We start from the raw sequence: 26,294 nt of genomic DNA on the forward strand, positions 1-26,294 counted from the left end.
AATTTAATTTACAAATAAAGTATAATTTTGGTGTCGGATCATTTTGAGCATAGACAGTCGAATTCATTGCGGGAGCTGAGATCATGAATATTTATGTAAGGAAAGAACAATTGCTGATGTCCATTGATGAGAAGAGAAAACAGATGGTAGAAGCTGCTCAAGCGGAAGGCTACACTGGTGAGACGACAATTAAATATAGTCAAGAACTAGACAACCTGATGAATGAGTATCAGTATCTCCTTTTTCATGAGAAACAATCTGCCCCCTCCTTTCATGATCTTGTATCTCAAATGAGTCTTCTATCTGTGAACCGCCCTTCTTATTGACATGAAAAACCGGTCTTGCCTAAGCAAAACCGGCTGAATGTTTCAGCTATGCTGAGTGAGCAGAAGGAAGCATGATCATGACGGTTGTTCCTTTATTCACTTCGCTCTCGATATCAATTGTCCCGCCATACATCGAAATGATTCGTTTACACACGACAAGCCCAAGACCTGTCCCTTTTTCCTTCGACGTAATAAAAGGAAGGAAGATATGCTTTAACATTTCTTCTGGTATGCCTTCACCCGTATCTTTCACTTTAATGATGACATGTTCTTTTTCAGCCTCAATCAAAATCTTCAAATGACCGCCATTTGGCATCGCTTCTAACGAGTTCTTCGCTACATTTAATACGACTTGTTTAATGTGATCCTTTGTGCAATATACCCCAACATCCTGAATCGTATTAATTTGCAAATCAACCTCAACATTATAAAGGTTCGCCTCAGAGAAAACGATCGGCATGATCTCACTTACAATTTCTTTTACAGAGTTATTCTGCCATTTTTCTGCCGTTGGTTTCCCTAATACAAGAAACTCACTGACGATTTGGTTGATTCGTTTAATTTCTTCTTCAATGACAGAAAAATAGAGCTGATCTTCTTCTGAATGATACTTCTTTTGCAAAAGCTGTATAAATCCGCTGATCCCTGTTAATGGGTTGCGAATTTCGTGTGCCGTACTTGCTGCGAGGGTTCCGATTAATTCAAGCTTTTGCGCTTCATTTTGGTGACGCTCCTGCTGGGTTTGACGCCTTAAAATGATATATTGAACAAGTGTGAATAAAATATTTAATAAAATAAAAGCACTGGATAAAGGGATCAACATAACAGACAGCACTTCACCTGTAGACGCGCGCTGCGGAAAGACCTCCAGCTTCCAGCTGTTTTCATCTAAATATGTAGACACGGTGCTGCCATTTTCTGATGCTGGCTGCGGACCACTTGTAAACACCACATGTCCATTTTGATTCAGCATCTTAAAATGAAGATCAGGGTTCAATACATTCATAATATTTCTTAAATAATCAATTTGAATGGCGGCAATTAGCACATTGGTGACTTCTTCATTTTCATCCAGAACAGGCACGCAAATGGAGAGAATCCGCTGTTTTGTAATTCGGCTCACATAGTTATCTGTGATCACCGTCTGCTTGGTCACTTGAATGCGCTTAAAGTAATCTCTAAATGATAGGTTGATTTTTTCCTTTAACGGTGTGGTGCTTACTGATACATTTCCTTTTTTGTCTAGGAGATACAGACCTGAAAAACGAGGTTCTTGTTTATAGATTTTCTCTAGGATGTTTTCTACTTTTTTCGTCTCGAGAGGCTGGTCAAATCCCATGGCAAGTGAAGTTAATCTCGCTTCTGTTTCACTAATTAAATAATTCATTTGGTTTTTGTGAATATTTAACATAAGTGTAGCAGTTTGTTTGTTTTTTAAGTCGATTTTTTCCGTTTCTTTTTCGTAGATAAAATAACTAATGATTAGGGTTGGAATCATGACCAAAATAAGGTACAGCCTGATCTTTTTCCAAAACCCTTTCAGTATACTCATCATTCATCGCTCCAACGTATTACCTAATAGACTTATTATAGCATTGAACCTATCTTTATTACGATGACTTGTGTGATTTTTAAAAAATTAGGTGATTCGTTCTGGTCTCATTTTCATGCTAAAGATGGATCAAGATGTTGACATTTTACTTATTGTTTATTAATGTCACATTAGTGGGTTGCATTTCATAAAGGATGATAAAAAAATGGAAAATCATAATGTTGAGAAATCTTTGAAATTATTTATTGTATTATCACGTGCCTATCGCTCGATTAATCATCACATGAACAAACATATTGTGAAGCACGGGCTGAATCCGACTGAATTTGCAGTATTAGAATTACTGTATCATAAAGGGGATCAGCCGCTTCAGCAAATCGGTGATAAGATTTTACTTGCAAGCGGCAGCATCACGTATGTGGTCGATAAATTGGAGAAGAAAGAACTCCTCAGTCGTAGGGCCTGTGCAGAAGACCGCAGGGTGACATTTGCGCATATTACCAAGCAGGGACGAGCTTTGCTTGATGATATCTTCCCGGATCATGCGAAAGAAATTCATGAGATGATCAGTGTCCTGAGCGAAGAAGAGAAGGATGCCTGCATTGATATGCTCAAACATGTGGGACTGCGTGCAAAGCATTTATATGATCATACAGAATAAATAGAAAAGGAAGCCGAGGGCTCCCTTTTTTATTTCGCTTTTTTCTCAATCGGTAAAATGAGTACTTCTACGCGTCGGTTTTTACTTCTGCCTTCTGCTGTATCGTTTGAAGCAACCGGCTTGAATTCACCGAAACCTTTTGTACTAAAGTTCTCTTGGTCTAGATTGCTGTTCTCAAGTAGAATACTCAAGAAGTTTACAGCACGAATGGCACTTAAATACCAGTTGGATTCAAATTCTGAATTTCTGATCGGTACATTATCAGTATGTCCGCTAATGACGATGTCACGAGCGGGGTTAATGACAAGTAGTTTTGAGATTTCCTTTGCTAACGGGACATCTTGAGGGCGAATAACCGCCCGGCCAGAATCAAAGAAGATACTGTCTTCTATCGTAATGAGCAAACCTTCGTCCGTGAGCTTTGTTTCGAGCTTAGCTCCAAGTTTCTTATTGGCAATGAAGGAATCCACTTGCTTTTTGACCTTTGTGAGAACGGCATGGTCTCGAGCTTTCGCTTTGGCTTCTTCATCTTCTTCGGCTGCTTTCTTGGTCTGGTTGCTATTTTCAGTTTCTTCAGTGCTTTGCATGCTGGTTTGATCCATGACACCAGTACCGCCCGTAAAGACGACATTAAAAGACTTTGCCATCTGTTCATATTTTGCCGCATCAATCGAACTAGATGCAAAAAGCACAATGAAGAGAGCGAGTAGAAGCGTCAGAAGATCGGCATAAGGGATCAGCCAAGATTCATCTACATGGTCATCGTGATCATGTTTTTTACGTTTCCTAGCCATTTTGTTTTTCTCCTTCTTCAATGACAAGATTTGCACGTTCTTTCGCTGGTAAGTACATGAGAAGTTTTTGTTCAATCACTTTTGGAGATTGACCTTCAAGAACAGAAAGGATCCCTTCGATCATAATCAGACGAAGCTTTACTTCTTCCTTTGATTTACGCTTCAGCTTGTTGGCAAATGGATGCCATAACACATACCCGGTAAAAATCCCAAGCAGTGTGGCAACGAAGGCTGCACTGATTGCATGTCCAAGTGCTTCAATATCTCCCATGTTTGCAAGTGCGGCAATAAGTCCGACAACGGCGCCAAGTACACCAAGCGTCGGAGCGTATGTACCGGCTTGTGTAAAGATTAATGCGCCTGACTGATGTCTTTCAGACATGGCGTCAACCTCTTCTGTTAAGACGTCGCGAATAAATTCTGCACTTTGACCGTCAACGGCCATACTTAAGCCGTTCTTAAGGAAATCGTCATCTACTTCCTCAATGCTAGCTTCTAATGCCAAAAGACCTTCACGACGCGCAATTTGTGCCCAGTTTGAAAAAAGAGGGATCATTTCTTGAATCGTTGGAAGCTGGTTGTCTTTGAAAATTTTGCCGAACAATTTTGGCGTTTTCTTAATTTCACTAGATGGGAATGCGATGACAACAGCTGCAATCGTCCCAACCACAATGATCAATATAGCCGCTGGGTTGATAAGAGCGGTTAGACTTACACCTTTCAAAACCATACCGACACTCAGTGCAATAAATGCTAAAATAATACCTATTAACGATGTTTTGTCCATTATCTCACCAAATCCTTTAACTATCTTTTTCTATAGTTAATATCGGTGTCTTCTAGAAGGGTTTTAGTCAGAATATAAAATTAAGGCAGTTTCTGTGAAGAAATTTTGACGAAAGCGCTTTCTATTACCTTAAAAAAGAAACTCCCTCTGATATAAAGGGAGTTTCTTTTTAATTTCTTTGAGCAGTTTCATTTAAAAGCAGCTCTTTTAATTTTTCTTCATACATAATTTTGACAAGATCATAGCTCCAATTCATCATGTGATCCACCTCTTTTTCTTTTATCGTAAAGGAAAAGAGGCGGAGGGGGCGTCGGCGTGCGGATGGAACTTAGACACCGCAACATGATGGAGCTGTAGATCCTTCTTAGGATGTACTTATCCTTTTTTTACTACAATTTCGTCATCTTCAACATCTACAGTAAATCCTGAAAGCTTTTCTTCTTCAAGCAATATTTCCGTCATTTGATCTTCAACATGCTCTTGAATGGTTCTTCTCAGTGGACGAGCACCAAATGCAGGATGATATCCAAGTTCTGCAATTTTTTCTTTCGCTTCTTTTGTCACATGGACTGTTAAATGTTGCTCTTTTAATTGCTCTGACAGCTCATTGAGCAGAAGATCCACAATCTTCACTAAATCATCTCTATCTAATGAGTCAAACTGAATGATGCTGTCAAAACGGTTCAAGAATTCTGGCTTGAAATAGGCGCTGAGTGAATCAATGAGTGATTGTTCCTCAATCGCTTCTTCCTGATCAGACTGGAAGCCGACTTTGACCGTTTTATCTGTGCTGCCTGCGTTACTTGTCATGATGATGACCGTATCTTTAAAGCTGACGGTTCTGCCTTGGCTGTCTGTTAACCGGCTATCTTCCATGATTTGAAGGAACATATGCTGCACATCAGGATGTGCTTTTTCGATTTCATCCAGCAAAATGATGCTGTATGGTTTTCTGCGCACTTTTTCCGTCAGCTGACCCGCTTCATCATGTCCAACATAACCAGGAGGAGAACCAATGAGCTTGGATACTGAGTGTTTCTCCATGTACTCACTCATATCTAAACGGATGATCGCATCTCTTGAACCGAATAATTCTTCAGCTAGCGTTTTTGACAATTCGGTTTTCCCGACACCTGTTGGTCCAACGAATAGGAAGGAGCCTGTTGGTCTATGTTTCGATTTTAAGCCGGCTCTGCTTCTTTTCACAGCTTTCGCCACTTTTTCAACCGCATGTTCCTGACCAATCACCCGTGCTTTTAAGCGGACGTCAATTTCTTTCATTTTGGTTTGTTCGTCTGCTTGCAGTTTGCCGACAGGGATGCCTGTTTTTTGTTCCACAATGGCTTGAATGGCTTCTGCTGTGACGACATGTTCTTTGTCATTTGTTTTGTTCTGAAGTCTTGCTTCAATGGCTTCTTCTTCATCTCGAAGCTTCGCTGCTTTTTCGTATTGTTCTTCTTTTAAAGCAGCTTGTTTTTCAGCAGCGATTTCTGTCAGACGATTCGTTAGTTCATCTTCACTTGCTGCATCAATGGAGAGGTTCGCTTTTGAACCTGCTTCATCCATTAAATCAATGGCTTTATCCGGCAAATGACGGTCTTGAATATACCGGGAAGATAATTGAACACACGCTTGAATAGCTTCGTCTGAATAAGTGACGCCATGATAACTTTCGTACTTATCTTGAATGCCTTTTAAAATCTCGATCGCTTCATCTTGTGTTGGTTCATCTACAATGACGGGCTGGAAGCGTCGTTCAAGGGCGGCATCTTTTTCAATTTGACGATATTCTTTTAATGTCGTCGCACCTACTAGCTGAAGCTCGCCTCGTGCAAGGGCTGGTTTTAAGATGTTTCCAGCATCCATTGACCCTTCGGCAGATCCTGCGCCTACAAGAAGATGGATTTCATCTACAAATAAGATAATATTTTTACGGCTTTGCAGCTCTTTAATTAACTGCTTCATTCTTTCCTCAAATTGACCACGTATCCCTGTATTCGCTACAAGGGAGGAGACATCTAATAAATAGATTTGTTTGTTCTTTAATTTATTTGGTACATCGCCACTTGCAATTTTCAGTGCGAGTCCTTCAGCGATCGCTGTTTTCCCAACACCTGGTTCACCAATCAGAACAGGGTTATTTTTATTTCTTCTATTTAAAATTTCAATGACTCTTGCGACTTCTTCATCACGGCCGATGACTGGATCAATTAAACCAGCATTTGCGCCATCTGTTAAATTCCGGCCAAGTTCATCGAGTAAGCCTTTTTGCTTTGGCTGCTCTCCGCTTTGTGCATGTCCTGCTTGCTCAGAGAAGAATGAGCTTCCCCCGAACAATTGAGGTCCCATTTTCATTTTTGATTGCTCCATCAAAGAGGTGTAGCAGTCTTCACATAAAACCATTTGGCTCCGGGACGAATTCACTTGCATATTCAGGCGAATAGTTGCTTCATTTACTTGACAATATTGACAACGCATTTGCCATAACCTCCTTAAAATAAAGTTTGACTTTATTTGACCAATGAATGTTAAAGAAAATGGTCTGTTGTTTGACCATCTTTGACTATAGTATACTCTGACCTATTTTGACTTTCAACTGTTTTGCTCAAAGGCAGTTGAAAATCCTTTTTTGCATTTAATCATGGTTTGTCCTTCTTTTCAAGGAACTTGTCTCATAGGATAAAAAAAGACAATCGAAAGTGATGGGTGCGGAGGGGTCACATGAAACGTTCAAATGAATCCGCTTTTCAGCTTGCCTTTTTATATGTAGGAACAGTGGTTGGAGCTGGGTTTGCGACAGGAAAAGAAATCGTAGAATTTTTTGTTCGTTTTGGCTGGATTGGACTATTCGGAATCTTGATTAGCGGCGCTATTTTTACTGGACTTGGTGCAAAAATGATGCTCATTTCTAAACGAATTCAAGCAGAGTCTTATCAAGATATGAACCGGTTTCTATTTGGCGCAGCTGCAAGCAGGTATATTAATGTCGTCATGTTTTTTATTTTACTAGGCGTCACTTCAGTGATGATTTCTGGCGCAGGGGCTATTTTTGAAGAGCAGCTTGGCATATCAAAGGAATATGGAATCTTTTTGACGATCATTCTGAGCGTCATTGTGCTTTTGAAAGGTTCAAAAGGATTATTTGGTGTCAATGTTCTCGTCGTCCCAATGCTTATTTTCTTTTCATTGATCGTATTTCTTGATTCATTCGTTTTTAGCAGTAGTGAAAGTTATGTTCTTGCGCTTCAATTGGGTGAGGGAGAGTGGATTTTATCAGCTATCTCATATGGAGCTTTTAATTTAGCACTTTCTCAAGCAGTGTTAGTGCCCGTCGCAAATGAAATGACCTCTGAAGCGGTGATTAAAAAGGGAGCTGTGCTTGGGGGCGTCATGCTGACCCTTATTTTACTGGCATGCTTTTTATCTCTTTCTTCATTAAATATGCTGGAGGCGTTTGATATTCCAATGGCTCAGGTAGTGTATCAAGTAGCAAACTCCATTCACCTCATTTATTTATTTGTGATCTTCGGCGAAGTCTTTACATCCGTCATAGGCAATTTATATGGACTCGAGAGACAAGTGAGGGCGTATATTCGGATGAACAGTGTCTTGACAATATCCCTTATTCTCTTATGCTGCTATGTGATTAGTAAAATCGGTTACGGTACATTGATATCAACGGTTTATCCTATTTTTGGCTATGTGAGCATCTTTTTTATCCTCTTTCTTTGTCTAAAAAAAGTGCCTGCATCTCTTGATAAGTAAAGAAGGGATAGCCTGCATGAAAAATATGTGGTACACTATCCTCTGTGAAAATTGAACAAAAATCCGTGTAAACGGGAGAGGTTCTAGCAAAACCCTCTATAAAAAACTAAGGACTTGCCGTATCCTTGGATGTGGCATTTTTTATTTTTTATGGCTGGGACACCTCATACACATGTAAAGGTGTCTTTTCTTTTGAGAAAAATAGGGGTTTTCAAGAGCCTTTCAGATGCAGCTTTGTACGATTGTATAGATCTGCAAAAGGAGGAGAACAGAAAATGAAAAATGAAAAAGCAGTCGTTGTCTTTAGCGGGGGACAAGACAGTACGACATGTTTATTATGGGCACTTCAACAATTCGAAGAGGTAGAAACTGTGACCTTTCATTATAATCAGCGTCATCAAGAAGAAATTGATGTCGCGAAAAGAATTGCTGACAAGTTAGGTGTGAAGAATCATCTATTAGATATGTCTCTTTTGAATCAGCTTGCACCAAATGCTTTAACAAGAGATGACATTGACATTGAGGAAAAAGAAGGAGAGCTGCCTTCCACATTTGTACCAGGACGAAACTTAGTGTTCTTATCCTTCGCTTCTATTCTTGCGTATCAAATCGGAGCAAGACATATTATCACAGGTGTATGTGAAACAGACTTTAGCGGCTATCCAGATTGCCGTGACGAGTTTGTAAAGTCTTGTAATGTCACAGTGAATTTGGCGATGGAAAAACCATTTGTGATCCATACACCACTCATGTGGCTCAATAAAGCAGAAACATGGAAGCTTGCGGATGAGCTGAATGCGCTGGATTTTGTAAAAAATGAAACGCTCACTTGCTATAATGGCATCATTTCTGATGGCTGCGGGGAATGTCCTGCGTGTAAGCTTCGGAAAAATGGCTATGACACTTATATGGAAATGAAGGAGGCAAAATAAATGCTTTCTCAAATCTATCCACAAACGAATCATCCATTTTCATTTGAATTGAACAAAGATATGCATGTATCGGCTGCCCATTTCATCCCAAGAGAAGATGCAGGTGCTTGCAGCCGCGTACATGGTCATACGTACACCATCAATATAACCATTGCGGGAGACGAGCTAGATGAATCGGGTTTCCTTGTCAATTTCAGTACATTGAAGAAGCTCATTCATGGTCAGTACGATCACACGCTGCTCAATGATCATGAGGAATTCTCATCAACCGATCCATACGCGATGCCTACTACAGAGGTTGTGGCAAAGACAGTCCATGACAAAGTGGCAGCGTATTTATCGACTTTAGCGAACAAACCGGTATGTGTTCAGGTCTTTGTGAGGGAGACTCCAACAAGCTACTGCATTTACCGGCCGAAACGAGTTGAAAACAATGGCTAAAGCGATTCCTGTATTAGAAATCTTTGGTCCGACCATTCAAGGAGAAGGGATGGTCATTGGACAAAAAACCATGTTTGTCAGAACAGCTGGCTGTGACTACTCTTGCAGCTGGTGTGATTCCGCCTTTACATGGGATGGCTCAGCGAAGCATGACATTCAGTGGCTTCACGCAGAAGACATTGTCAAAGAATTAAAAAGAATAGGCGGACAGGCTTTTTCTCATGTCACCATTTCAGGAGGAAACCCTGCCCTTTTAAAACAAATGGAATCACTCATTGATTTGCTGCACGAAGAAGGAATTGATACAGCGCTTGAAACACAAGGGACGATGTATCAGGACTGGTTTTTGAAAATCGATGATTTAACCATTTCTCCGAAGCCGCCAAGCTCAAAAATGAAAACAGATTTTACGAAACTAACACGAATCATAGATGAGCTGAAAAGCGGAAACAGATTGCAGCATGCAAGCCTGAAGGTCGTGATCTTTGACGATCATGATCTAGCCTATGCAAAGGATGTTCATGCGAAATATCCAGAGCTTCCTTTTTATCTGCAGGTAGGAAATGATGACACGACGACAGGTGATGATGCGTACTTATTGACGCATTTATTAAAGAGATATGAAGCGCTTGTCGATCAAGTAGCGCAAGATCCAGACTTAAATCGCGTAAGAGTGCTGCCGCAGCTGCACACATTATTGTGGGGAAATAAACGAGGCGTATAGAAAGGAAGAGACGACATGACGACAAGAAAACCAGAAGAATTAGAAGGTGTCACTTTACTAGGAAATCAAGGGACCAATTATTTGTTTGATTATGCACCACAAGTGCTTGAAACGTTTCCGAATAAACATACAAATAGAGATTATTTTGTGAAATTCAACTGCCCAGAATTTACGTCACTTTGTCCGCAAACAGGTCAGCCTGATTTTGCGACAGTTTATATCAGCTATATCCCAAATGAAATCATGGTCGAAAGTAAATCACTAAAATTATATTTGTTCAGCTTCCGTAACCATGGTGACTTTCATGAGGATTGTATGAACATTATTATGAACGATCTCATTGAATTGATGGACCCAAGATACATTGAAGTGTGGGGCAAATTTACACCAAGAGGCGGTATTTCAATTGACCCGTATACGAACTACGGAAAACCTGGTACCAAATATGAAGAAATGGCATCATATCGTATGATGAACCATGATATGTATCCAGAAACGATTGATAATCGCTAATCAATAGGAAAAGACATGCCTGATGACATGTCTTTTTTTACGGGGTTAAAATGAATCAATCAGGCTGAACTTATAAAAAAAGAGAAGAGTCATGTCGCTCTTCTCATACAAATGGGAATAGAACTTGCTAGGACGGCTGGGGGCTACCAGCTCGTAAACATATTATATATGACAGAACGTATGTTTGTAAAGGTAAATCGTGTTTTTTTGCTTATCCTATTTGCTTTGAGATAAAATAGGGGGCAATGAACGGAAAACGGAGGCGTTTGAGTTGGCAAACAAAGAAGAAAAGACAGAGAAGCTGCTGATGGAGCTAAGAGAAGAGCTTCAAATGCTCGAACATCAAAACAAAGAACGATATAAATGGAGTGCCTCCACATTGCTTGGAGTGATTGCACTTTTGATTGATAAAGGCGTTATCACCCCCGAGGAAGTTGACATGTACAAGACGAAAGCGGAAATGCAAACCTTTCATACGCAAAAAGACTGACACCGCTTCATATAGTGTCAGTCTTTTTCATATGTGATTGTCAAAGAGAGCTAACTGTCAAACGAGAGCAGCTTTGCTTCGTATTTACGTATGTAACGATAGTCTGAATTGAGGATTGCAAATTAATGTACGGAGTCTTTGATGATTTTATAGTTTTTATGATTAACGACTGTTAGTGAATCCAGTTCTAAATCTCTATAGTTGTCCATAATGGTGACATCCACAATGACAGAGTTTTCATTCACTTTTTCAACTACACCTGTTAAACCATTTCTAAATTCGATCACATTTCCAATTTTTGCAATCTTCAACCGATCCCTCTCCTTTAAAAACAGATTTCATTCCCTATTAAAAAGTATTTTGCAATATTTTCATACCAATGTAAAGGATAAAGACGTTTTTGTTTCGTTTTCGTTGTATGCTTTCCTAACGGATGATATATTTAATATTTGATGATGGCTGTAAAGGAGCGGTTTTTTTGACTGAAGAACAAATCCTCACAATCCTTGAATCGTTACGAAATGGGACGGAAAAGCAAGTAACCATCCAAAAAGATGATTTTTTAACGTTTCGTTCGGTCTTGGTGAATCAAGATGATTTTAAGCATTTTCGCGGGATTGCGAAACATGGTGGAGATGTTATTTTTGAATATCTTACAGAAGCAAGAAGCTAAAGCTTTTTCTCATGAATGAGAGAAAGCTTTTTTATTTTAGTTCTTTTGTCACACTTCATACCAGCTTGATACATCTGAAAAGAAAATGTAATAACCCATAATCAGGAGCATAAGGATGATTATAGGCGGAAACAGGACCTTTTCAAGCGCTAACAATGCCAGTTGATATGAAATCGAACTAATAAATTCCATTTAATGACGGAATTTGGACAGGCATGCAAATCTTTGTGCGTGAAAATAGAAGGAGCTCTTGTTAGAGTGGACAAGTATCTTACCGCCTATTTTGATTAAAGGAGGAATGAGGCGAATGATGAAAATTCATACAGCTCTTTTTGTCATCCTTATGCTGGTCGCAGCCATGAAGATGGACAACCTACAAGAGCAGCAAGGCACATTAAGTCACGAACTTTCACAAGCACCTGTTAAGCATGAGCTTTCATATATAGATCAAGATGATCACGATCAAGTCATCCCAGCATTTTCAGAGGAGAAGCGACAGCCGAAAGTCAAAATGCTAAGTACGTCTACAGAAGAAAAGTCTTCAAAAACGAAGCAAAAGAAAAGAGTAAAATCAGAAACGACGAATGAGGAAAGCGCCAAACGCTATTCTAATGAAGAAATGGAGCTACTCTCACGATTGGTACACGCTGAAGCGAAAGGTGAATCTTACGCAGGTAAAAAAGCTGTGGCAAGCGTCGTCTTAAACAGGGTGGAGCATCGCTCGTTTCCTGACAGTGTCAAAGGTGTTATTTATCAGCGAAATGCTTTCCAGCCAGTATCGAATGGAAGTATCCATGATAAAGCAGATCAAGATTCTGTTAAAGCTGTGAAACAGGTAGTGAAAGAACATGACAGAACAACAAAGGCCATCTATTTTTATAATCCCAAAACGGCAACAGATAACTGGATTCGTTCCCGCAAAATTGTAGAACGTATCGGTCGTCACGTATTTGCCGTATAAAGAAAAGAAGCGATCAATCAGATCGCTCCAGCGTGTAGACAAACCCTCGCATTCGTTGTCAGGTCTGCGCTCCGGTGCTCACGAATGTCAATTTCGCTCCGCGCCAGTGCTCGTCCTTCCTAGACTTCAAAGGTTTTCTATCACGCTGAAAGGAGGACAAAGAGCTAAAATAAAGATCATTTTTAGCCCTTTGTCAATATTCTAAAGCGATCAATCAGATCGCTCTTTTTTTTGTCTTCAATTATCAAAATATTTTCAGGACTTGTCTCATAGAATGTGAAAAGAATTTGCTTTTAGACAAAGGGGAGGCTACATGAATCGATTTGTAAAAGGGGTCATTCTGCTATCTGTCGCAGCTTTCATTGCGGAGTGTATAGAGTTTTTAGTCAATATGATTTTAGCGAGAGAGCTTGGAGAACATGGAATGGGTCTATATATGAGTATCCTTCCAATCATCATGCTTGTCCTTGTGATCGCCAGCTTAGAGCTGCCAGTCTCCATTTCTAAATTCATTGCAGAATCGCATGAGCGGCTCCACAAAAGTATGCTCCGCCATGCGTTTAAAATGACGCTTGTGGTGACATGTACAACAACGGGGATCGCAGCGATTGTACTGCCGTTCATTCCTGTATTTCAGTCATATCATCCGCTCATGAAAGGGCTGGTGCTGTCTCTTATTCCGATTATTGCGTTTACCTCTATCGCACGCGGCTATTTTATGGGAAAGCAGCAAATGGGCAGGATCGCTCTCGCCAATATGCTGAAGAAAACGATCCAGCTTATCTGCTTGTTTTTGTTTTTTCATTGGTATTCGTTTGATATTGAAACAGCGGTACTCATTGCCATCGGTGTCATTGTCGCGAGTGATCTCGTCGTCTTTATTTATTTATACTCCCAATACGTCATGGCGAAAAATGCTGTCAATGTCAGGTCTGTTGAATTAAGAGGGATTGACGTGAGAAAGCGCCTCTTAGCCGTTTCCATTCCGACAACGGGCATGCGGATTTTTCATGCGATCGCCAATGCGGTTGAACCGTTTTTAATCAAAGGAGCGCTTATTGCAGCAGGCATCTCTGGCACACTTGCTGTTGATCATTACGGCATGCTGGCTGGTGTCGCGATGTCGATTGGTTTTTTCCCAGCGTTTATCGCCCATTCCATCATGATTGTGATGATTCCCAATGTATCTGAAGCCTATGCATTAGGTCAGTATGATCTTGTGAAAAAACGTGTCAGGCAGGCAATACTCATTACGTTTGGGTACGGGGTGCCGGCAGTGATGGTGATGTATTATTTTGCTTATCCGCTCACACATCTCTTTTTTGATTCACCGCAAGCTGCTGTCTATTTACAGCTGCTTTGGCCGTACTTTTTATGCCACCTGTTTGTGATGCCATTTCAAGCGTGTTTAATCGGTATGGGGCTCATTAAAGATGTGTTCCTACATAATATATGGGTGCATGTCGTCTCGTTTTCTATGGTCTATTTTCTTGGTTCAATTGAAAGCTTAAATATGATGGGGGTTATATTAGGGATGAATACGGGGATGCTGCTGCTGACTGCACTGCATTATGCGACGATATGTAAGGAGCTCGGCGTTTCCATGTTTCTTAGAATGAAAAAAGCTTGAATGTCATTGTGATCGAGAGGGCAAGCTATAAGAAAACTGGGAAGGAAGATCCTGATGAATCGTAAATATCTACCCGCCAGTCTTCTCATGATGACCCTGCTTCTATTACTCATAGGCAACGATGCTGAAGCAAAAGAATCCGTTATGGCGCCAAGGATAGAGGCTCCTACATTAACTGGTGATACGCAGATGATTCCGCCGAAAGGAAAAAAGACCATCCTGCATTTTTGGACAACATGGTGCCCGTCCTGCAAAATGGAACTGCCCGTATTTGACCAAATCGTGAAAGAAAATCAGAGTGATGTTGATATCTTAACCGTGAATTTACTAGGGGCTGAACAAAGTAAACATGCGGTTGCCGAATTTGTGAAAGACAGAAAGTTTACATTCCCGGTCATTCTAGATGAGCACGGAGAAATGATGAAGAAATACCAAATCATCACCATTCCAACCACCTTTTTGATAAATGAAAAAGGGGAAATAGTGAAAAATCATGTAGGTCCACTGACGAAAAAACAAATCAAAGAGTGGACGGATTTTTAGAACGAAACCTTATTGTTAAGAACCAAGGCTCATTCCTTTGGTTCTTTTTTGTGTTCAATTGCTTTTCATCTGAATAAACTGTGCTCAGAAGAGATGGAATGGTCCACATCAATAATGATAATTATTATCAAAAAGAAATTATAATAATTATTAATTGAAAATTGATCAGAACCTGTTATAATGAATGACAGACCTATAAAAAGCTTGAAATAGCAGAAAATATAGATGAAAAAAGGAAACGGGCAACGATTGATGATGTGAAAACCATTATCAATTAGAGAGGAGAAAACAATCATGAATGAGAATACAGCACTTTATCAAACAACAAATCAAAAGGAATCGAAATGGTCCCTTCATCAATGGGCACAGCACGGAGAATTAATAGCAGCAGGTATCTCGGGGATTCTCATTTTGATTGGATGGATTCTAAAGGATGAGAGCATGTGGAGTATTCCTTTATTTATCCTTGCGTTTATAATTGGAGGTTTTGCAAAGGCGAAGGAAGGAATTGAAGAAACCATTTCGTCTAAAAGCTTGAATGTTGAACTTTTAATGATTTTCGCAGCCATAGGCTCAGCTATCATTGGATATTGGGCAGAGGGCGCTATCTTAATTTTTATTTTCTCACTAAGTGGTGCGCTTGAAACGTATACGTCAAATAAAAGCAAGAAGGATTTAACAGCTTTAATGAGCATCGCACCAGATGAAGCGACTTTAATTGAAGAAGATGGCACGACCATTCAAATCTCTGCTTCATCTTTAACACCAGGTGACCGTATCATGATCAAAGCTGGGGAACGTATTGCAGCAGATGGTGTGATTTTAAGCGGGAGAACAAGTGTAGATGAATCTGCGCTCACTGGCGAGTCTGTACCACAAGAAAAAGGGCAGGGCGAAGACGTGTTTGCAGGAACAGTGAACTTAAATGGTTCCTTAACGGTAGAAGTCACCAAACATAATGAAGAAACGCTTTTCCATAAAATTATTAAGCTTGTCGAATCGGCTCAAGAAAGTGTGTCGCCAAGCCAGGCATTTATTGAAAAATTCGAAGGTGCGTATGTAAAAGGTGTACTGATCACCGTCGCGATTTTAATGGTTCTACCTCATTTTGTACTAGGCTGGAGCATGAGTGAAACCTTCTACCGGGCCATGGTATTTATGGTTGTTGCATCACCTTGTGCGCTTGTTGCATCCATTATGCCAGCTGCTTTGTCACTGATTTCAAACGGCGCAAGAAACGGAATGCTTGTCAAAGGAAGCGTCTTTTTAGAAAAGCTAGGCACAAGCAGCATGATAGCTTTTGATAAAACGGGGACGATTACAAGCGGAAAGCCGGCTGTAGATCAAGTTGTGATAGCTAAAGGACAAGAGGAAGCTGCTTTTTATCAGGCGCTTTATCAAATTGAAAGTCAATCAAACCACCCGTTAGCGAAAGCGATCTCTGATATGGCAAAAGAGCACCACATAGAAAGATCAGCTCATGTCACCATTGAAGAAACCTCTGGTTTTGGTGTAAAGGCACAATTGAATGGAGAAACGTGGCGGATTGGGAAGAAAGACTTTGCCGGCAAGGCTTCAATGGACCGCGAGATCGAAGAGAAGGAAGATTATCTTTCTGAAAAAGGATACACAGTGGTGTATGTTCAAAAGGATCAAGAAGTCGTTGGTTGCCTTGGTCTTAAGGATCAAATTAGACCTGAAGCTAAAAAAATGATTCAAGAGCTGAATGATTTAGGCATCCAAACCGTTATGCTGACAGGAGATCAGCAAAAAACGGCTGAAGCCATTGCGCAGGAAGCCGGCATCCAAACGGTTGTCGCTGAGTGCCTTCCAGATGAAAAGGTACATGAGGTCAATCAACTTAAAAAACAAGGTAATTCCATCATCATGGTAGGAGACGGAATAAATGATGCACCGGCACTCGCCACAGCAGATGTAGGGGTTGCGATGGGCGGAGGCACAGACGTGGCCTTAGAAACAGCAGATCTGATCTTAATGAAGAACAATTTAAATAACTTAACAAAGATGATCCGTCTTTCAAGAAAGATGAATCGAATCATTAAGCAAAATATTATTTTCTCATTAACGGTGATTTGTTTGTTAATTTGTGCGAATTTCTTACAAGTGCTTGATTTGCCTTTTGGCGTCATCGGGCATGAAGGAAGTACGATTTTGGTCATTTTAAATGGACTGCGTCTTCTTCGGGCATCTTAAGCGAATCATCATAGCGCACTTGGCTTCTGCCAGTGCGCTTTTGTGCGAAATATAGCAAAAACTGATACAATAGATCAGTAGAAAAACGTGTGAGGAGGATCACGATGAACCGAATGAAGAGCTTGTCTTCTTGGCTAAAGGAAAAAGACATTCAAGGTGCATTTATACATACAAAGGAAAATGTGTTTTATCTATCTGGATACTTCACAGAGCCGCATGAAAGAGTAATGGGGCTGTTTGTGTTTCAAGAGGCAGATCCATTTTTTGTTTTGCCTAAAATGGAAGTCGAGCAGGCGAAAAATGCTGGATGGTCAGGCGATATCATTGGTTATGAAGACCATGAGAATCCATTTGATTTCATTCAGTCAGCAGTAGAAAAACGCGGTGTAAGAGCAACTCAACTTGCAATTGAAAAAGAGTCGATTCCGCTTCAAAGAGCAGAGCAGCTTCAAGCTGCCACTGGGGCAGAAACTTTTGTCCGGGCAGAAGAAGAGCTCAATCAGCTAAGACTGATTAAAGATGAATCTGAAATTGCTACACTGAAAAAAGCCGCTCAATTGGCAGATGAAGGTGTAAAAATTGGGGTGGACGCCTTAAAAGAAGGAATCACCGAAACAGAAGTGCTCGCTGTCATTGAATATGAGCTAAAGAAAAAAGGCATTCAAGGCATGTCCTTTTCGACGATGGTTCTCTTTGGCGAAAAATCAGGAGAGCCTCACGGAAATCCAGGGCAGACAGCCTTAAAAAAAGGCGATTTTGTGTTATTTGACCTTGGTGTCATTGTTGATGGCTATTGCTCAGACATTACAAGAACTTTCATCTATCAGGAAGCTTCTGACAAGCAAAAGGACATCTATCAAACCGTCCTGAACGCAGAAATGGCGGCACTTGAAATGAGTAAGCCGGGCGTGAGAATTGGAGACCTGGACTTAAAAGCACGCGGGCTGATCACAGAAGCTGGATATGGGGACTATTTCCCTCACCGCCTTGGGCATGGTCTAGGGGTGTCTGTTCATGAGTTTCCTTCTATGAGCCAGGCAAATGATGATCTTCTCCAAGAAGGCATGGTGTATACGATCGAACCGGGGATCTACGTCCCAGGAGTCGGCGGCGTCAGAATTGAAGATGATGTACTGATCACAGCAGATGGTCCAGTCACTTTAACCAATTATCCGAAAGAGCTGACGATCATCAAGTAATAAAAAAATCACGATGAACGTCCATGTCTTGGAAGTGTCATCGTGATTTTTTGTCACTCTTTTCGATCCTTATCAACAAAAAAATCATCAATTGATTCAAACGGTTTGATTTTATGTTCTTTTCCTAAAGGATGTAGTGCAAAACGAGCAGAAAACAAAACAGTCATACATAATATAATCCATATGATGATACCCATCTTGAATTCCCCTTTCCATCCAGTGATTTGTTCAGCTCACATACATCTTAAAGTATGAAACGCTTACCATAACAAGAGAAAGTAGGAGAAAAAATGCCAAACATAAGGGAGATTGCGAAAAGAGCGGGCGTATCTGTGACAACTGTATCACGTGTGTTGAATGATCATCCTTATGTCAAAGAAGAAAAACGAGAACGAGTGCTACATGCGATGAAAGAGCTCAAATATACGAGAAACATTCAGGCTGTACATTTAGCAAAGGGCTATTCAAATATGCTTGGCATCGTTCTTCCAACGATTGATCATTCTTATTTCAGCAGACTTGTCACAGGGATTGCCGAGAAAGCACAGGCGTGCGGTATGCATTTTGCTTTGTTTCAAACAGGGTATGATCCTTTAAAAGAAAAAGAAGCATTGATGAGTTTAAAAGAGCGCCGCGTGGATGGGTTAATCTTTTGCTCAAATGCGTTAAGTGATCGAGACATTTTAAGGTGGCAGGAATCCGGGCCTATTATTTTTTGCCATCCGGCGCCTTTTGAAGACTGCTCAACGGTGTCGATCGCACATGATCAAGCATTTAAAGAAGGGCTGCATCATTTAGCAGCATGCGGGCATCAGCGAATCGCGATTGTACTAGCCAGAATAGAAGGCGCAAACAGCCAGTCACGACTTCAAGCTTATCAAGATATGATGAAATCGCTCGGGCAGGAGATTGATGAAGAATGGATCATCGAAGGGAAGCTCACACTTTTTGATGGAAAACAATTATTCACAGAGTGGCAGGAGATGAAGAATCGCCCCACAGCATTATTCATCACAAATGACGACGTATCAGCAGGCTTTTTATTAGAGGCGCAGCGTCATGATATAAAAGCAGGAGAATCTCCAGCCATACTCGGCTTTCAAAATGATCAATTGAGTGAGGCTTTGGGGATTTCCAGCATTGATATTCCGCTTAAACGTATGGGTCAGGAAGCGTTTGACTTGTTCGACCGGGCCGTAAAGGGAGAGGCACCAGAAAAAAGAATGCTACCATTTCGCCTGATCGAGCGTTCAACTACCGTTTTCAAAAACAATCGTTGACGCACGTTTCATCTGTTTTGTACGATAAGAGGGATTGAATAAGAAGGAGGTGGGGATGTTCATGGAATCCTTCACCGTTGATAAAGCGTTAAATAATAATGTCATCATCGCAAGACACCCTTCTTGGGGCGAAGTGGTTCTAATTGGGAAAGGAATCGGCTTCGGGAAAAAATCGGGTGATGTTCTCGATCAAGACACATTTGAAAAAATGTTTGTCCTTAAAAATACAAAAGAACAAACAGAATATAAACAGCTGCTTCACCACATTGATGAGAACATGATCGAGCTTGCCAATGACGTCATTTATCATATACGAGAAAAAATGGGGCACCGTTTGAATGAGCATATTCATATTGCCCTGACTGACCATATTGCCTTTAGTTTTAAGCGGGTGCAGCAAGGATATGATATCACCAATCCCTTTATGCTTGAGACTAAATCGCTGTATCCAAAAGAATACGAGGTCGCAAAGGAAGTCGTTGAGCTGATTAACGAGCGTTCAGATGTCGAAACAAAGCTGCCAGAAGGAGAGATTGGTTTTATTGCGCTCCATATTCACTCGGCTTTGACGAATCGGCCCTTATCTGAGGTGAACCGTCATTCGCAGCTTATTACGCAGATGGTCCAAGTCATAGAAGATTCATTTCATATGAAAGTAGACCGTGAAAGTATTCATTATTTACGCTTATTGCGCCATATTACATTTTCGATTGAGCGCATTAAACGGGAAGAATCATTAGAGGAGCCAGAAAAATTGCTTCATCTATTGAAAAATGAATATCCTTTATGCTACAATACTGCTTGGAAAATGATCAAAATATTACAACATGCATTGAAAAAGCCTGTACAGGATGCGGAGGCTGTCTACCTGACACTTCATCTGTACAGATTGACAAATAAAATTTCATAGTTTCCTTGAAACGTGTAACTGATTCGATCAGGCATGAGTGACTTAAGGTAAATACAGGATAAGATCCTGTTATTTGCGCAACCTTATATCACCATGCCTTTTTTTGTGTTTGAAGGTGAAATGTAAACGGTTAATTATGAAATGTACGTCAGGGAGCGTCCCACATGTATGTTGTAAGCGAAAACAAAAGGAGGTTCAACCAGTGTTTAAATCACTTTTTGGTGTGTTGCAAAAAATTGGACGAGCACTTATGCTTCCAGTTGCGATCCTTCCTGCTGCTGGTATTTTACTAGCACTTGGGAATGCGATGCAAAATCCGCAGCTGATTGATGTAGCTCAATTTTTAAGCAATGATACAATTCAGCTTGTTGCAAGTGTCATGGAAAATGCGGGGAACATTGTCTTCTCGAATCTTCCGCTCTTATTTGCTGTAGGGGTTGCCATCGGTCTTGCTAATGGAGACGGTGTGGCAGGGATTGCCGCAATTATCGGTTATCTTGTCATGAACGTGACAATGAGTGCCGTATTAATGGCCAATGGATCGATTCCATCCGATTCCATCAAATTGGCTAAGTTCTTTAAGGAAAGCCATCCAGCGTATATTAATATGCTCGGCATTCCGACCTTGTCTACCGGCGTCTTCGGCGGGATTATTGTCGGGGTATTAGCAGCTTATATGTATAATAAATTTTACAAAATTGAGCTCCCGCAATATCTCGGCTTCTTTGCTGGTAAACGTTTTGTTCCAATCGTTACATCTATTTCAGCACTTATTTTAGGGCTTTTGATGCTAGTCATTTGGCCGCCAATTCAAGGTGCACTGAACTCGTTTTCAACAGGACTGCTCGCAGCGAATGAGCCGCTTGCTGCCTTTGTATTCGGTGTGATTGAACGCTCATTAATTCCGTTTGGTCTGCACCACATTTTCTACTCGCCATTCTGGTATGAGTTCTTTAGTTATAAGAGCTTATCAGGTGAGCTTGTCCGTGGTGATCAGCGTATCTTCATGGCACAGATCAAAGATGGTGTTCAGCTGACAGCTGGTACATTCATGACAGGGAAATATCCGTTCATGATGTTTGGTCTGCCAGCAGCAGCACTTGCGATTTACCATGAAGCAAAACCAAAGAATAAAAAGCTTGTCGCTGGAATTATGGGATCAGCAGCCCTGACTTCTTTCCTAACAGGGATTACTGAACCGCTTGAATTCTCATTCTTGTTTGTTGCACCAGTGTTATTTGCAATCCACTGTGTATTTGCTGGATTATCCTTTATGATTATGGATATTCTAAACGTGAAAATCGGTATGACCTTCTCAGGGGGATTAATCGACTTCTTCTTATTCGGTATCTTGCCAAACAGAACCGCTTGGTGGCTTGTGATTCCAGTTGGTCTCGTACTTGCTGCTATTTATTACTTCGGATTTAGATTCGCCATTCGCAAATTTAATCTGAAAACGCCAGGCCGCGAGGATGAAGCAGCTGACGGTGCAGATAGTGCTAAGTCTGAAAAGGGTAATGACTTACCTTATGAAATTCTTGAAGCAATGGGTGACCAAGAAAACATTAAACACCTTGATGCTTGTATTACGCGTTTACGTGTCACTGTCAATGATCAGAAGAAAGTGGACAAGGACCGCTTGAAAAAGCTTGGTGCTTCAGGAGTTCTCGAAGTAGGAAACAACATCCAGGCCATCTTTGGACCACGCTCTGATAATTTAAAAACACAAATGCAGGACATCATTGCAGGCCGCACGCCTCGTCCAGCGAAAGACCCTTCTGCAAAAGAAGAAGTCAGCCAGCAGGTCGAAGAAGTCATTGCAAAACCGCTTCAAAACGAGCAAGGTGAAGAAATCTTTGCTTCACCAATTACAGGGGAGCTTCATCCGATTACAGATGTACCAGATCAAGTATTCTCAGGGAAAATGATGGGTGACGGTTTCGCCATCTTGCCAACAGATGGAACGGTGGTTTCACCGGTGAAAGGGAAGATCTTAAATGTATTCCCAACGAAACACGCAATTGGCCTGCAATCTGACGGTGGACTTGAAATTTTAATCCACTTCGGTATTGATACGGTCAGCCTTAAAGGAGAAGGATTTGAAGCATTTGTACAAGAGGGAGATCAAGTAGAAATCGGTCAAAAACTCTTAGAGGTTGATATTGATAAAATTAAGTCTGAAGTACCATCTTTGATGACACCAATTGTATTTACCAACTTAGGTGAAGGACAATTTATTGACCTTCAAGAATCCGGTGAAATCAAAGCTGGTCAAGAAAACATCATGAAAATTTCAAAATAATTTTCATAACTGCCGTTCTTGTTAGATGACAAGCTCGGCAGTATGATATAATATTGTGGATGTATTAATTGTATAAAAAGGAGATTGATAAAAATGGCTCAACAAACATTCAAAGTAACTGCAGATTCTGGAATTCACGCACGTCCTGCAACAGTTCTTGTACAAACTGCTAGTAAATATGATGCTGATATCAACTTAGAATATAATGGTAAAACAGTGAACCTGAAATCTATTATGGGTGTAATGTCTCTAGGAATTGCGAAAGGTGCTACAATCACAATCTCTGCTTCTGGTTCTGATGAAAATGATGCACTTGCTGCGCTTAAAGACACAATGAAAAGTGAAGGCCTAGGCGAGTAATGCAACAACTGAAAGGAATCGGTGCTTCAGCAGGCGTTGCGATTGCAAAAGCATACCGTCTGGAAGAACCAGATTTAACAGTTCACCAAAAAGACATCAACGATCCAGAGACAGAAGTGAAGCGTTTTGAAGAAGCAATTCATGTTTCTAAACAAGAACTTGAAGCAATTAAAGAACATGCGCTAAAAGAGCTTGGCCAAGACAAAGCAGATATCTTTTCTGCACACCTTCTTGTGTTAAGTGATCCAGAGCTGCTAAACCCAGTAAAGGATAAAATCAACTCTGATAAAGTAAATGCTGAATTTGCTTTAAAAGAAACAGCGACAATGTTTGTCACCATGTTCGAAGCAATGGACAATGAATACATGAAGGAACGTGCAGCGGATATTCGCGACGTAACAAAACGTGTAACTGGACATTTGCTAGGCGTTGACATTCCAAATCCAAGCATGATTTCTGAAGAAGTCATCATCATCGCTGAAGATTTAACACCTTCTGATACTGCTCAGCTGAACAGACAATTCGTCAAAGGTTTTGCGACAGATATCGGCGGCCGTACTTCTCACTCAGCGATCATGGCAAGATCTATGGAGATTCCAGCAGTTGTTGGAACAAAAGAAGCAACAAAAACGGTGAAAAACAATGATCTGATCATTGTCGATGGTATTAGCGGAGACGTCATCATTCAGCCTTCTGAAGATGAAGTGAAAGCGTATCAAAAAAAGCATGAAGACTACTTAGCTAAAAAAGCGGAATGGGCGAAACTGGTGGACCAGCCAACGGTCACAAAAGACGGCGTTCACGTAGAGCTAGCTGCAAATATCGGAACACCTGAAGATGTAAAAGGTGTACTTGAAAATGGCGGCGAAGCAGTCGGATTGTACCGTACAGAATTTTTATACATGGGCAGAGATCAGCTTCCAACAGAAGAAGAACAGTTCAATGCTTATAAAACAGTGTTAGAGAAGATGGAAGGTAAAGCGGTTGTTGTCCGCACACTTGATATTGGTGGCGATAAAGAACTCCCTTACTTGCAGCTTCCAAAAGAAATGAACCCGTTCCTTGGCTTTAGAGCGATCCGCCTTTGCCTCGAAGAACAGGAGATTTTCAGAACACAACTACGCGCCTTACTTCGTGCAAGTACATATGGAAACTTGAAAATCATGTTCCCTATGATCGCGACATTATCAGAATTTAGAGAAGCAAAAGCCATTTTACTTGAAGAAAAAGAAGCATTGGTTGCCGCTGGTACAGACGTATCCGATTCCATTGAAATCGGTATAATGGTAGAAATTCCATCAACCGCTGTCATCGCAGACCAATTCGCAAAAGAAGTTGATTTCTTCAGTATTGGAACAAATGATTTGATTCAATACACAATGGCTGCTGATCGAATGAACGAACGAGTGTCTTATCTTTACCAGCCTTACAATCCAGCGATTTTACGTTTGATTACGCTTGTTATTGAAGCAGCGCATAAAGAAGGTAAATGGGTTGGCATGTGCGGCGAGATGGCAGGAGATGAAATCGCAATCCCACTTCTACTTGGATTAGGATTAGATGAATTCTCAATGAGTGCAACATCTATTCTTCCAGCAAGAACACAGCTAAGCAAGCTTTCTAAGGAAGAAGCTGCATCATTTAAAGAGCATATTTTATCACTTAGCACAACAGAAGAAGTGGTTGATTTCGTGAAGAAAACGTTTCAACATCACTAAGTGAATTCAAACCAGACAGTAACCCTGTCTGGTTTTTTTGTCGAATTTTATCATATTGGGTCATATCCGGCAGAGAGAAGGGCATCCTATAAGAAAAATGGAGGTGACCAGATTGCCTTTCTCAGACTATAAACCGGGTGATCAAGTATATGTGATTTATCGAAATCCACATGCTGCAAACGTAGCACAAATCAAAGAAGCAGAAATTGTTTCACATCCATATAACGAAGAGGAGCTTGCCCTATTTTTACTTGAAACGTATCATCCTTTAGCTCCAGATGATGCGGTCTTTCCGACATATGAAGAAGCAGAAGCTCTTTATCAAGATTTGTTTGAATAAGGGAGATTTTAGAAAGGATAAAAGCCATCCTGCGCGGTTAAAGTAACCGTATGAAAACCTATAAGGTAAGGATGTGCTAAATATGATCAAACCTTTTGTGCCCCAGCTTGTTTACATTGAACCAAGGGCGTTAGAGTACCCGTTAGGACGAGAGCTGAAGGAAAAGTTCGAGGGTATGGGTATTGAAATAAGAGAAACGACTTCACATAACCAAGTAAGAAATATTCCGGGTAAAAATGACTTGCAAAAGTATCGTAATGCGAAATCAACGCTTGTCGTTGGTGTGAGGAAAACGTTGAAGTTTGATACGTCTAAACCATCTGCAGAGTATGCGATCCCATTTGCGACAGGATGTATGGGGCATTGCCATTATTGCTATCTGCAAACGACAATGGGAAGTAAGCCGTACATTCGAACATATGTGAATGTTGAAGAAATATTAGATCAGGCGGAGCAGTACATGAACGAGCGTGCGCCTGAAATCACGAGATTTGAAGCTTCTTGTACTTCAGATATTGTAGGAATTGACCATTTGACACATACACTAAAGGCAGCGATTGAATACTTCGGCCAGACTGATCTTGGTAAGCTTCGCTTTGTCACCAAATTTCATCATGTCGATCATTTACTTGATGCAAAGCATAATGGCCGAACAAGATTCCGCTTTAGTATCAATGCGGATTATGTCATTAAATATTTCGAACCCGGAACATCACCGTTAGATCAGCGGATTGAAGCAGCTGTCAAGGTCGCAAAAGCAGGCTATCCTCTTGGCTTTATTATTGCCCCAATTTACATTCACGAAGGCTGGCAGGAAGGATATAAAGTTCTTTTTGAAAAGCTCGATGCAGCCCTAACTGAAGATGTCAGGCACGATATCACCTTTGAAATGATTCAGCATCGTTTTACAAAACCAGCGAAGCGTGTGATCCAAAAAAACTATCCGAAATCAAAATTAGAATTGGATGAAGAAAAAAGAAGATACAAATGGGGTAGATATGGAATTGGGAAATATATCTACCAAAAAGATGAGGAACAAGAACTAAGACAGACGTTAGAATCATATATCGATCAGTACTTTCCGTCTGCAAAAATTGAATATTTTACTTAAAGCAAGCCTTTATGGCTTGTTTTTTCTATTTAAATTTTCTTACAACTATTGAATGCGGTACCAATTTT

Annotated in this window: 27 protein-coding genes and 1 riboswitch; of the genes, 21 read left to right on the forward strand and 6 right to left on the reverse strand. The window is 40.7% G+C overall.

Annotation, left to right across the window (positions count from 1 at the left end):
• Positions 1 to 83: 83 nt before the first annotated feature.
• Positions 84 to 326: an aspartyl-phosphate phosphatase Spo0E family protein gene (locus GKC25_RS06240; RefSeq protein ID WP_034662891.1), complete on the forward strand. Its 243-nt coding sequence runs from the start codon at positions 84 to 86 to the stop codon at positions 324 to 326.
• Between the two features lie 46 nt (positions 327 to 372).
• Here the strand turns inward: GKC25_RS06240 and GKC25_RS06245 are convergent, their stop codons facing one another.
• Positions 373 to 1,878 carry an ATP-binding protein gene (locus GKC25_RS06245; RefSeq protein ID WP_034662888.1) on the reverse strand — a complete coding sequence of 502 codons (1,506 nt, stop codon included), beginning with the start codon at positions 1,876 to 1,878 and terminating at the stop codon, positions 373 to 375.
• A gap of 205 nt (positions 1,879 to 2,083) precedes the next feature.
• On the opposite strand from GKC25_RS06245, the gene GKC25_RS06250 reads away from it, so the two are divergent.
• A complete protein-coding gene (locus GKC25_RS06250) occupies positions 2,084 to 2,539 on the forward strand; it encodes a MarR family winged helix-turn-helix transcriptional regulator (RefSeq protein ID WP_034662884.1) in 456 nt (151 codons plus the stop codon).
• 29 nt (positions 2,540 to 2,568) lie between these two features.
• Here the strand turns inward: GKC25_RS06250 and motB are convergent, their stop codons facing one another.
• The 3 genes from motB to GKC25_RS06265 all read right to left on the reverse strand — a co-directional run bounded on the left by motB (position 2,569) and on the right by GKC25_RS06265 (position 6,598).
• Positions 2,569 to 3,333, reverse strand: coding sequence for a flagellar motor protein MotB (motB, locus tag GKC25_RS06255; protein WP_060596120.1), 765 nt, complete (start codon positions 3,331 to 3,333; stop codon positions 2,569 to 2,571).
• A complete protein-coding gene (gene motA, locus GKC25_RS06260; RefSeq protein WP_034662877.1) occupies positions 3,326 to 4,120 on the reverse strand; it encodes a flagellar motor stator protein MotA in 795 nt (264 codons plus the stop codon). The genes motB and motA overlap by 8 nt, the downstream gene beginning before the upstream one ends.
• A 375-nt stretch (positions 4,121 to 4,495) precedes the next feature.
• Positions 4,496 to 6,598, reverse strand: a complete 2,103-nt coding sequence (locus tag GKC25_RS06265) for an ATP-dependent Clp protease ATP-binding subunit (RefSeq protein ID WP_187704472.1) — start codon at positions 6,596 to 6,598, stop codon at positions 4,496 to 4,498.
• Between the two features lie 243 nt (positions 6,599 to 6,841).
• Between GKC25_RS06265 and GKC25_RS06270 the strand changes: the two genes are divergently transcribed.
• From GKC25_RS06270 to GKC25_RS06295, 6 genes are all read left to right on the forward strand, one after another.
• Entirely contained in the window at positions 6,842 to 7,885 is a 1,044-nt protein-coding gene (locus GKC25_RS06270; RefSeq protein WP_095285070.1) for a YkvI family membrane protein, read from the forward strand.
• A gap of 71 nt (positions 7,886 to 7,956) precedes the next feature.
• A riboswitch (PreQ1 riboswitch) is annotated at positions 7,957 to 8,001 on the forward strand.
• Between the two features lie 159 nt (positions 8,002 to 8,160).
• Positions 8,161 to 8,817 (forward strand): 7-cyano-7-deazaguanine synthase QueC, encoded by a 657-nt coding sequence (queC, locus tag GKC25_RS06275; protein ID WP_024424683.1) that lies wholly within the window; start codon positions 8,161 to 8,163, stop codon positions 8,815 to 8,817.
• Positions 8,818 to 9,258 (forward strand): 6-carboxytetrahydropterin synthase QueD, encoded by a 441-nt coding sequence (queD, locus tag GKC25_RS06280; protein WP_095285072.1) that lies wholly within the window; start codon positions 8,818 to 8,820, stop codon positions 9,256 to 9,258.
• Positions 9,251 to 9,982: a 7-carboxy-7-deazaguanine synthase QueE gene (queE, locus tag GKC25_RS06285; protein WP_095285074.1), complete on the forward strand. Its 732-nt coding sequence runs from the start codon at positions 9,251 to 9,253 to the stop codon at positions 9,980 to 9,982. Before queD ends, queE begins: the two co-directional genes overlap by 8 nt.
• Positions 9,983 to 9,997: 15 nt before the next feature.
• Positions 9,998 to 10,495 (forward strand): preQ(1) synthase, encoded by a 498-nt coding sequence (gene queF, locus GKC25_RS06290; protein ID WP_003211403.1) that lies wholly within the window; start codon positions 9,998 to 10,000, stop codon positions 10,493 to 10,495.
• 271 nt (positions 10,496 to 10,766) lie between these two features.
• Positions 10,767 to 10,985 (forward strand): hypothetical protein, encoded by a 219-nt coding sequence (locus GKC25_RS06295; RefSeq protein WP_034662856.1) that lies wholly within the window; start codon positions 10,767 to 10,769, stop codon positions 10,983 to 10,985.
• A gap of 122 nt (positions 10,986 to 11,107) precedes the next feature.
• On the opposite strand, the gene GKC25_RS06300 is transcribed toward GKC25_RS06295, so the two are convergent.
• Positions 11,108 to 11,296 carry a YkvS family protein gene (locus tag GKC25_RS06300; RefSeq protein WP_003211747.1) on the reverse strand — a complete coding sequence of 63 codons (189 nt, stop codon included), beginning with the start codon at positions 11,294 to 11,296 and terminating at the stop codon, positions 11,108 to 11,110.
• Between the two features lie 167 nt (positions 11,297 to 11,463).
• Here GKC25_RS06300 and GKC25_RS06305 point away from each other — a divergent pair, with 167 nt between their 5' ends.
• The 6 genes from GKC25_RS06305 (at position 11,464) to GKC25_RS06330 (ending at position 18,205) form a co-directional block, all read left to right on the forward strand.
• The gene (locus tag GKC25_RS06305) at positions 11,464 to 11,658 is read left to right on the forward strand and encodes a hypothetical protein (protein WP_024424688.1); all 195 of its coding nucleotides are present in this window, start codon (positions 11,464 to 11,466) and stop codon (positions 11,656 to 11,658) included.
• A 307-nt stretch (positions 11,659 to 11,965) separates the two neighbouring features.
• A complete protein-coding gene (locus tag GKC25_RS06310) occupies positions 11,966 to 12,619 on the forward strand; it encodes a cell wall hydrolase (RefSeq protein ID WP_095285075.1) in 654 nt (217 codons plus the stop codon).
• A gap of 313 nt (positions 12,620 to 12,932) precedes the next feature.
• Positions 12,933 to 14,249 (forward strand): polysaccharide biosynthesis protein, encoded by a 1,317-nt coding sequence (locus tag GKC25_RS06315; RefSeq protein WP_034662848.1) that lies wholly within the window; start codon positions 12,933 to 12,935, stop codon positions 14,247 to 14,249.
• 54 nt (positions 14,250 to 14,303) lie between these two features.
• Complete coding sequence (stoA, locus tag GKC25_RS06320; protein ID WP_034662845.1) at positions 14,304 to 14,792, forward strand: endospore biogenesis thiol-disulfide oxidoreductase StoA; 489 nt, start codon at positions 14,304 to 14,306, stop codon at positions 14,790 to 14,792.
• 294 nt (positions 14,793 to 15,086) lie between these two features.
• On the forward strand, positions 15,087 to 17,006 hold the full coding sequence (locus GKC25_RS06325) for a heavy metal translocating P-type ATPase (RefSeq protein WP_034662843.1): 1,920 nt from the start codon (positions 15,087 to 15,089) through the stop codon (positions 17,004 to 17,006).
• A gap of 104 nt (positions 17,007 to 17,110) precedes the next feature.
• Positions 17,111 to 18,205 carry a M24 family metallopeptidase gene (locus tag GKC25_RS06330; protein WP_034662840.1) on the forward strand — a complete coding sequence of 365 codons (1,095 nt, stop codon included), beginning with the start codon at positions 17,111 to 17,113 and terminating at the stop codon, positions 18,203 to 18,205.
• 53 nt (positions 18,206 to 18,258) lie between these two features.
• Here GKC25_RS06330 and GKC25_RS06335 read toward each other — a convergent pair whose 3' ends face one another.
• The gene (locus GKC25_RS06335; RefSeq protein ID WP_162839370.1) at positions 18,259 to 18,402 is read right to left on the reverse strand and encodes a hypothetical protein; all 144 of its coding nucleotides are present in this window, start codon (positions 18,400 to 18,402) and stop codon (positions 18,259 to 18,261) included.
• A 93-nt stretch (positions 18,403 to 18,495) separates the two neighbouring features.
• Here GKC25_RS06335 and GKC25_RS06340 point away from each other — a divergent pair, with 93 nt between their 5' ends.
• The 7 genes from GKC25_RS06340 (at position 18,496) to splB (ending at position 26,226) form a co-directional block, all read left to right on the forward strand.
• Positions 18,496 to 19,485, forward strand: coding sequence for a LacI family DNA-binding transcriptional regulator (locus GKC25_RS06340; RefSeq protein ID WP_034662836.1), 990 nt, complete (start codon positions 18,496 to 18,498; stop codon positions 19,483 to 19,485).
• A 55-nt stretch (positions 19,486 to 19,540) separates the two neighbouring features.
• Positions 19,541 to 20,395, forward strand: a complete 855-nt coding sequence (gene glcT / locus GKC25_RS06345; protein WP_034662832.1) for a glucose PTS transporter transcription antiterminator GlcT — start codon at positions 19,541 to 19,543, stop codon at positions 20,393 to 20,395.
• 202 nt (positions 20,396 to 20,597) lie between these two features.
• Positions 20,598 to 22,697: a glucose-specific PTS transporter subunit IIBC gene (ptsG, locus tag GKC25_RS06350; protein WP_034662827.1), complete on the forward strand. Its 2,100-nt coding sequence runs from the start codon at positions 20,598 to 20,600 to the stop codon at positions 22,695 to 22,697.
• Positions 22,698 to 22,790: 93 nt separating this feature from the next.
• A complete protein-coding gene (locus GKC25_RS06355) occupies positions 22,791 to 23,057 on the forward strand; it encodes a phosphocarrier protein HPr (protein ID WP_003211078.1) in 267 nt (88 codons plus the stop codon).
• Positions 23,057 to 24,775, forward strand: coding sequence for a phosphoenolpyruvate--protein phosphotransferase (gene ptsP, locus GKC25_RS06360; RefSeq protein WP_034662824.1), 1,719 nt, complete (start codon positions 23,057 to 23,059; stop codon positions 24,773 to 24,775). The genes GKC25_RS06355 and ptsP overlap by 1 nt, the downstream gene beginning before the upstream one ends.
• Before the next feature lie 97 nt (positions 24,776 to 24,872).
• Positions 24,873 to 25,115 (forward strand): transcriptional regulator SplA domain-containing protein, encoded by a 243-nt coding sequence (locus GKC25_RS06365; RefSeq protein ID WP_044331928.1) that lies wholly within the window; start codon positions 24,873 to 24,875, stop codon positions 25,113 to 25,115.
• 82 nt (positions 25,116 to 25,197) lie between these two features.
• The gene (gene splB, locus GKC25_RS06370) at positions 25,198 to 26,226 is read left to right on the forward strand and encodes a spore photoproduct lyase (RefSeq protein WP_034662821.1); all 1,029 of its coding nucleotides are present in this window, start codon (positions 25,198 to 25,200) and stop codon (positions 26,224 to 26,226) included.
• The last annotated feature ends 68 nt before the right edge of the window (positions 26,227 to 26,294 follow it).

This window comes from Bacillus pumilus, assembly GCF_038738535.1.
Lineage (GTDB): Bacteria > Bacillota > Bacilli > Bacillales > Bacillaceae > Bacillus.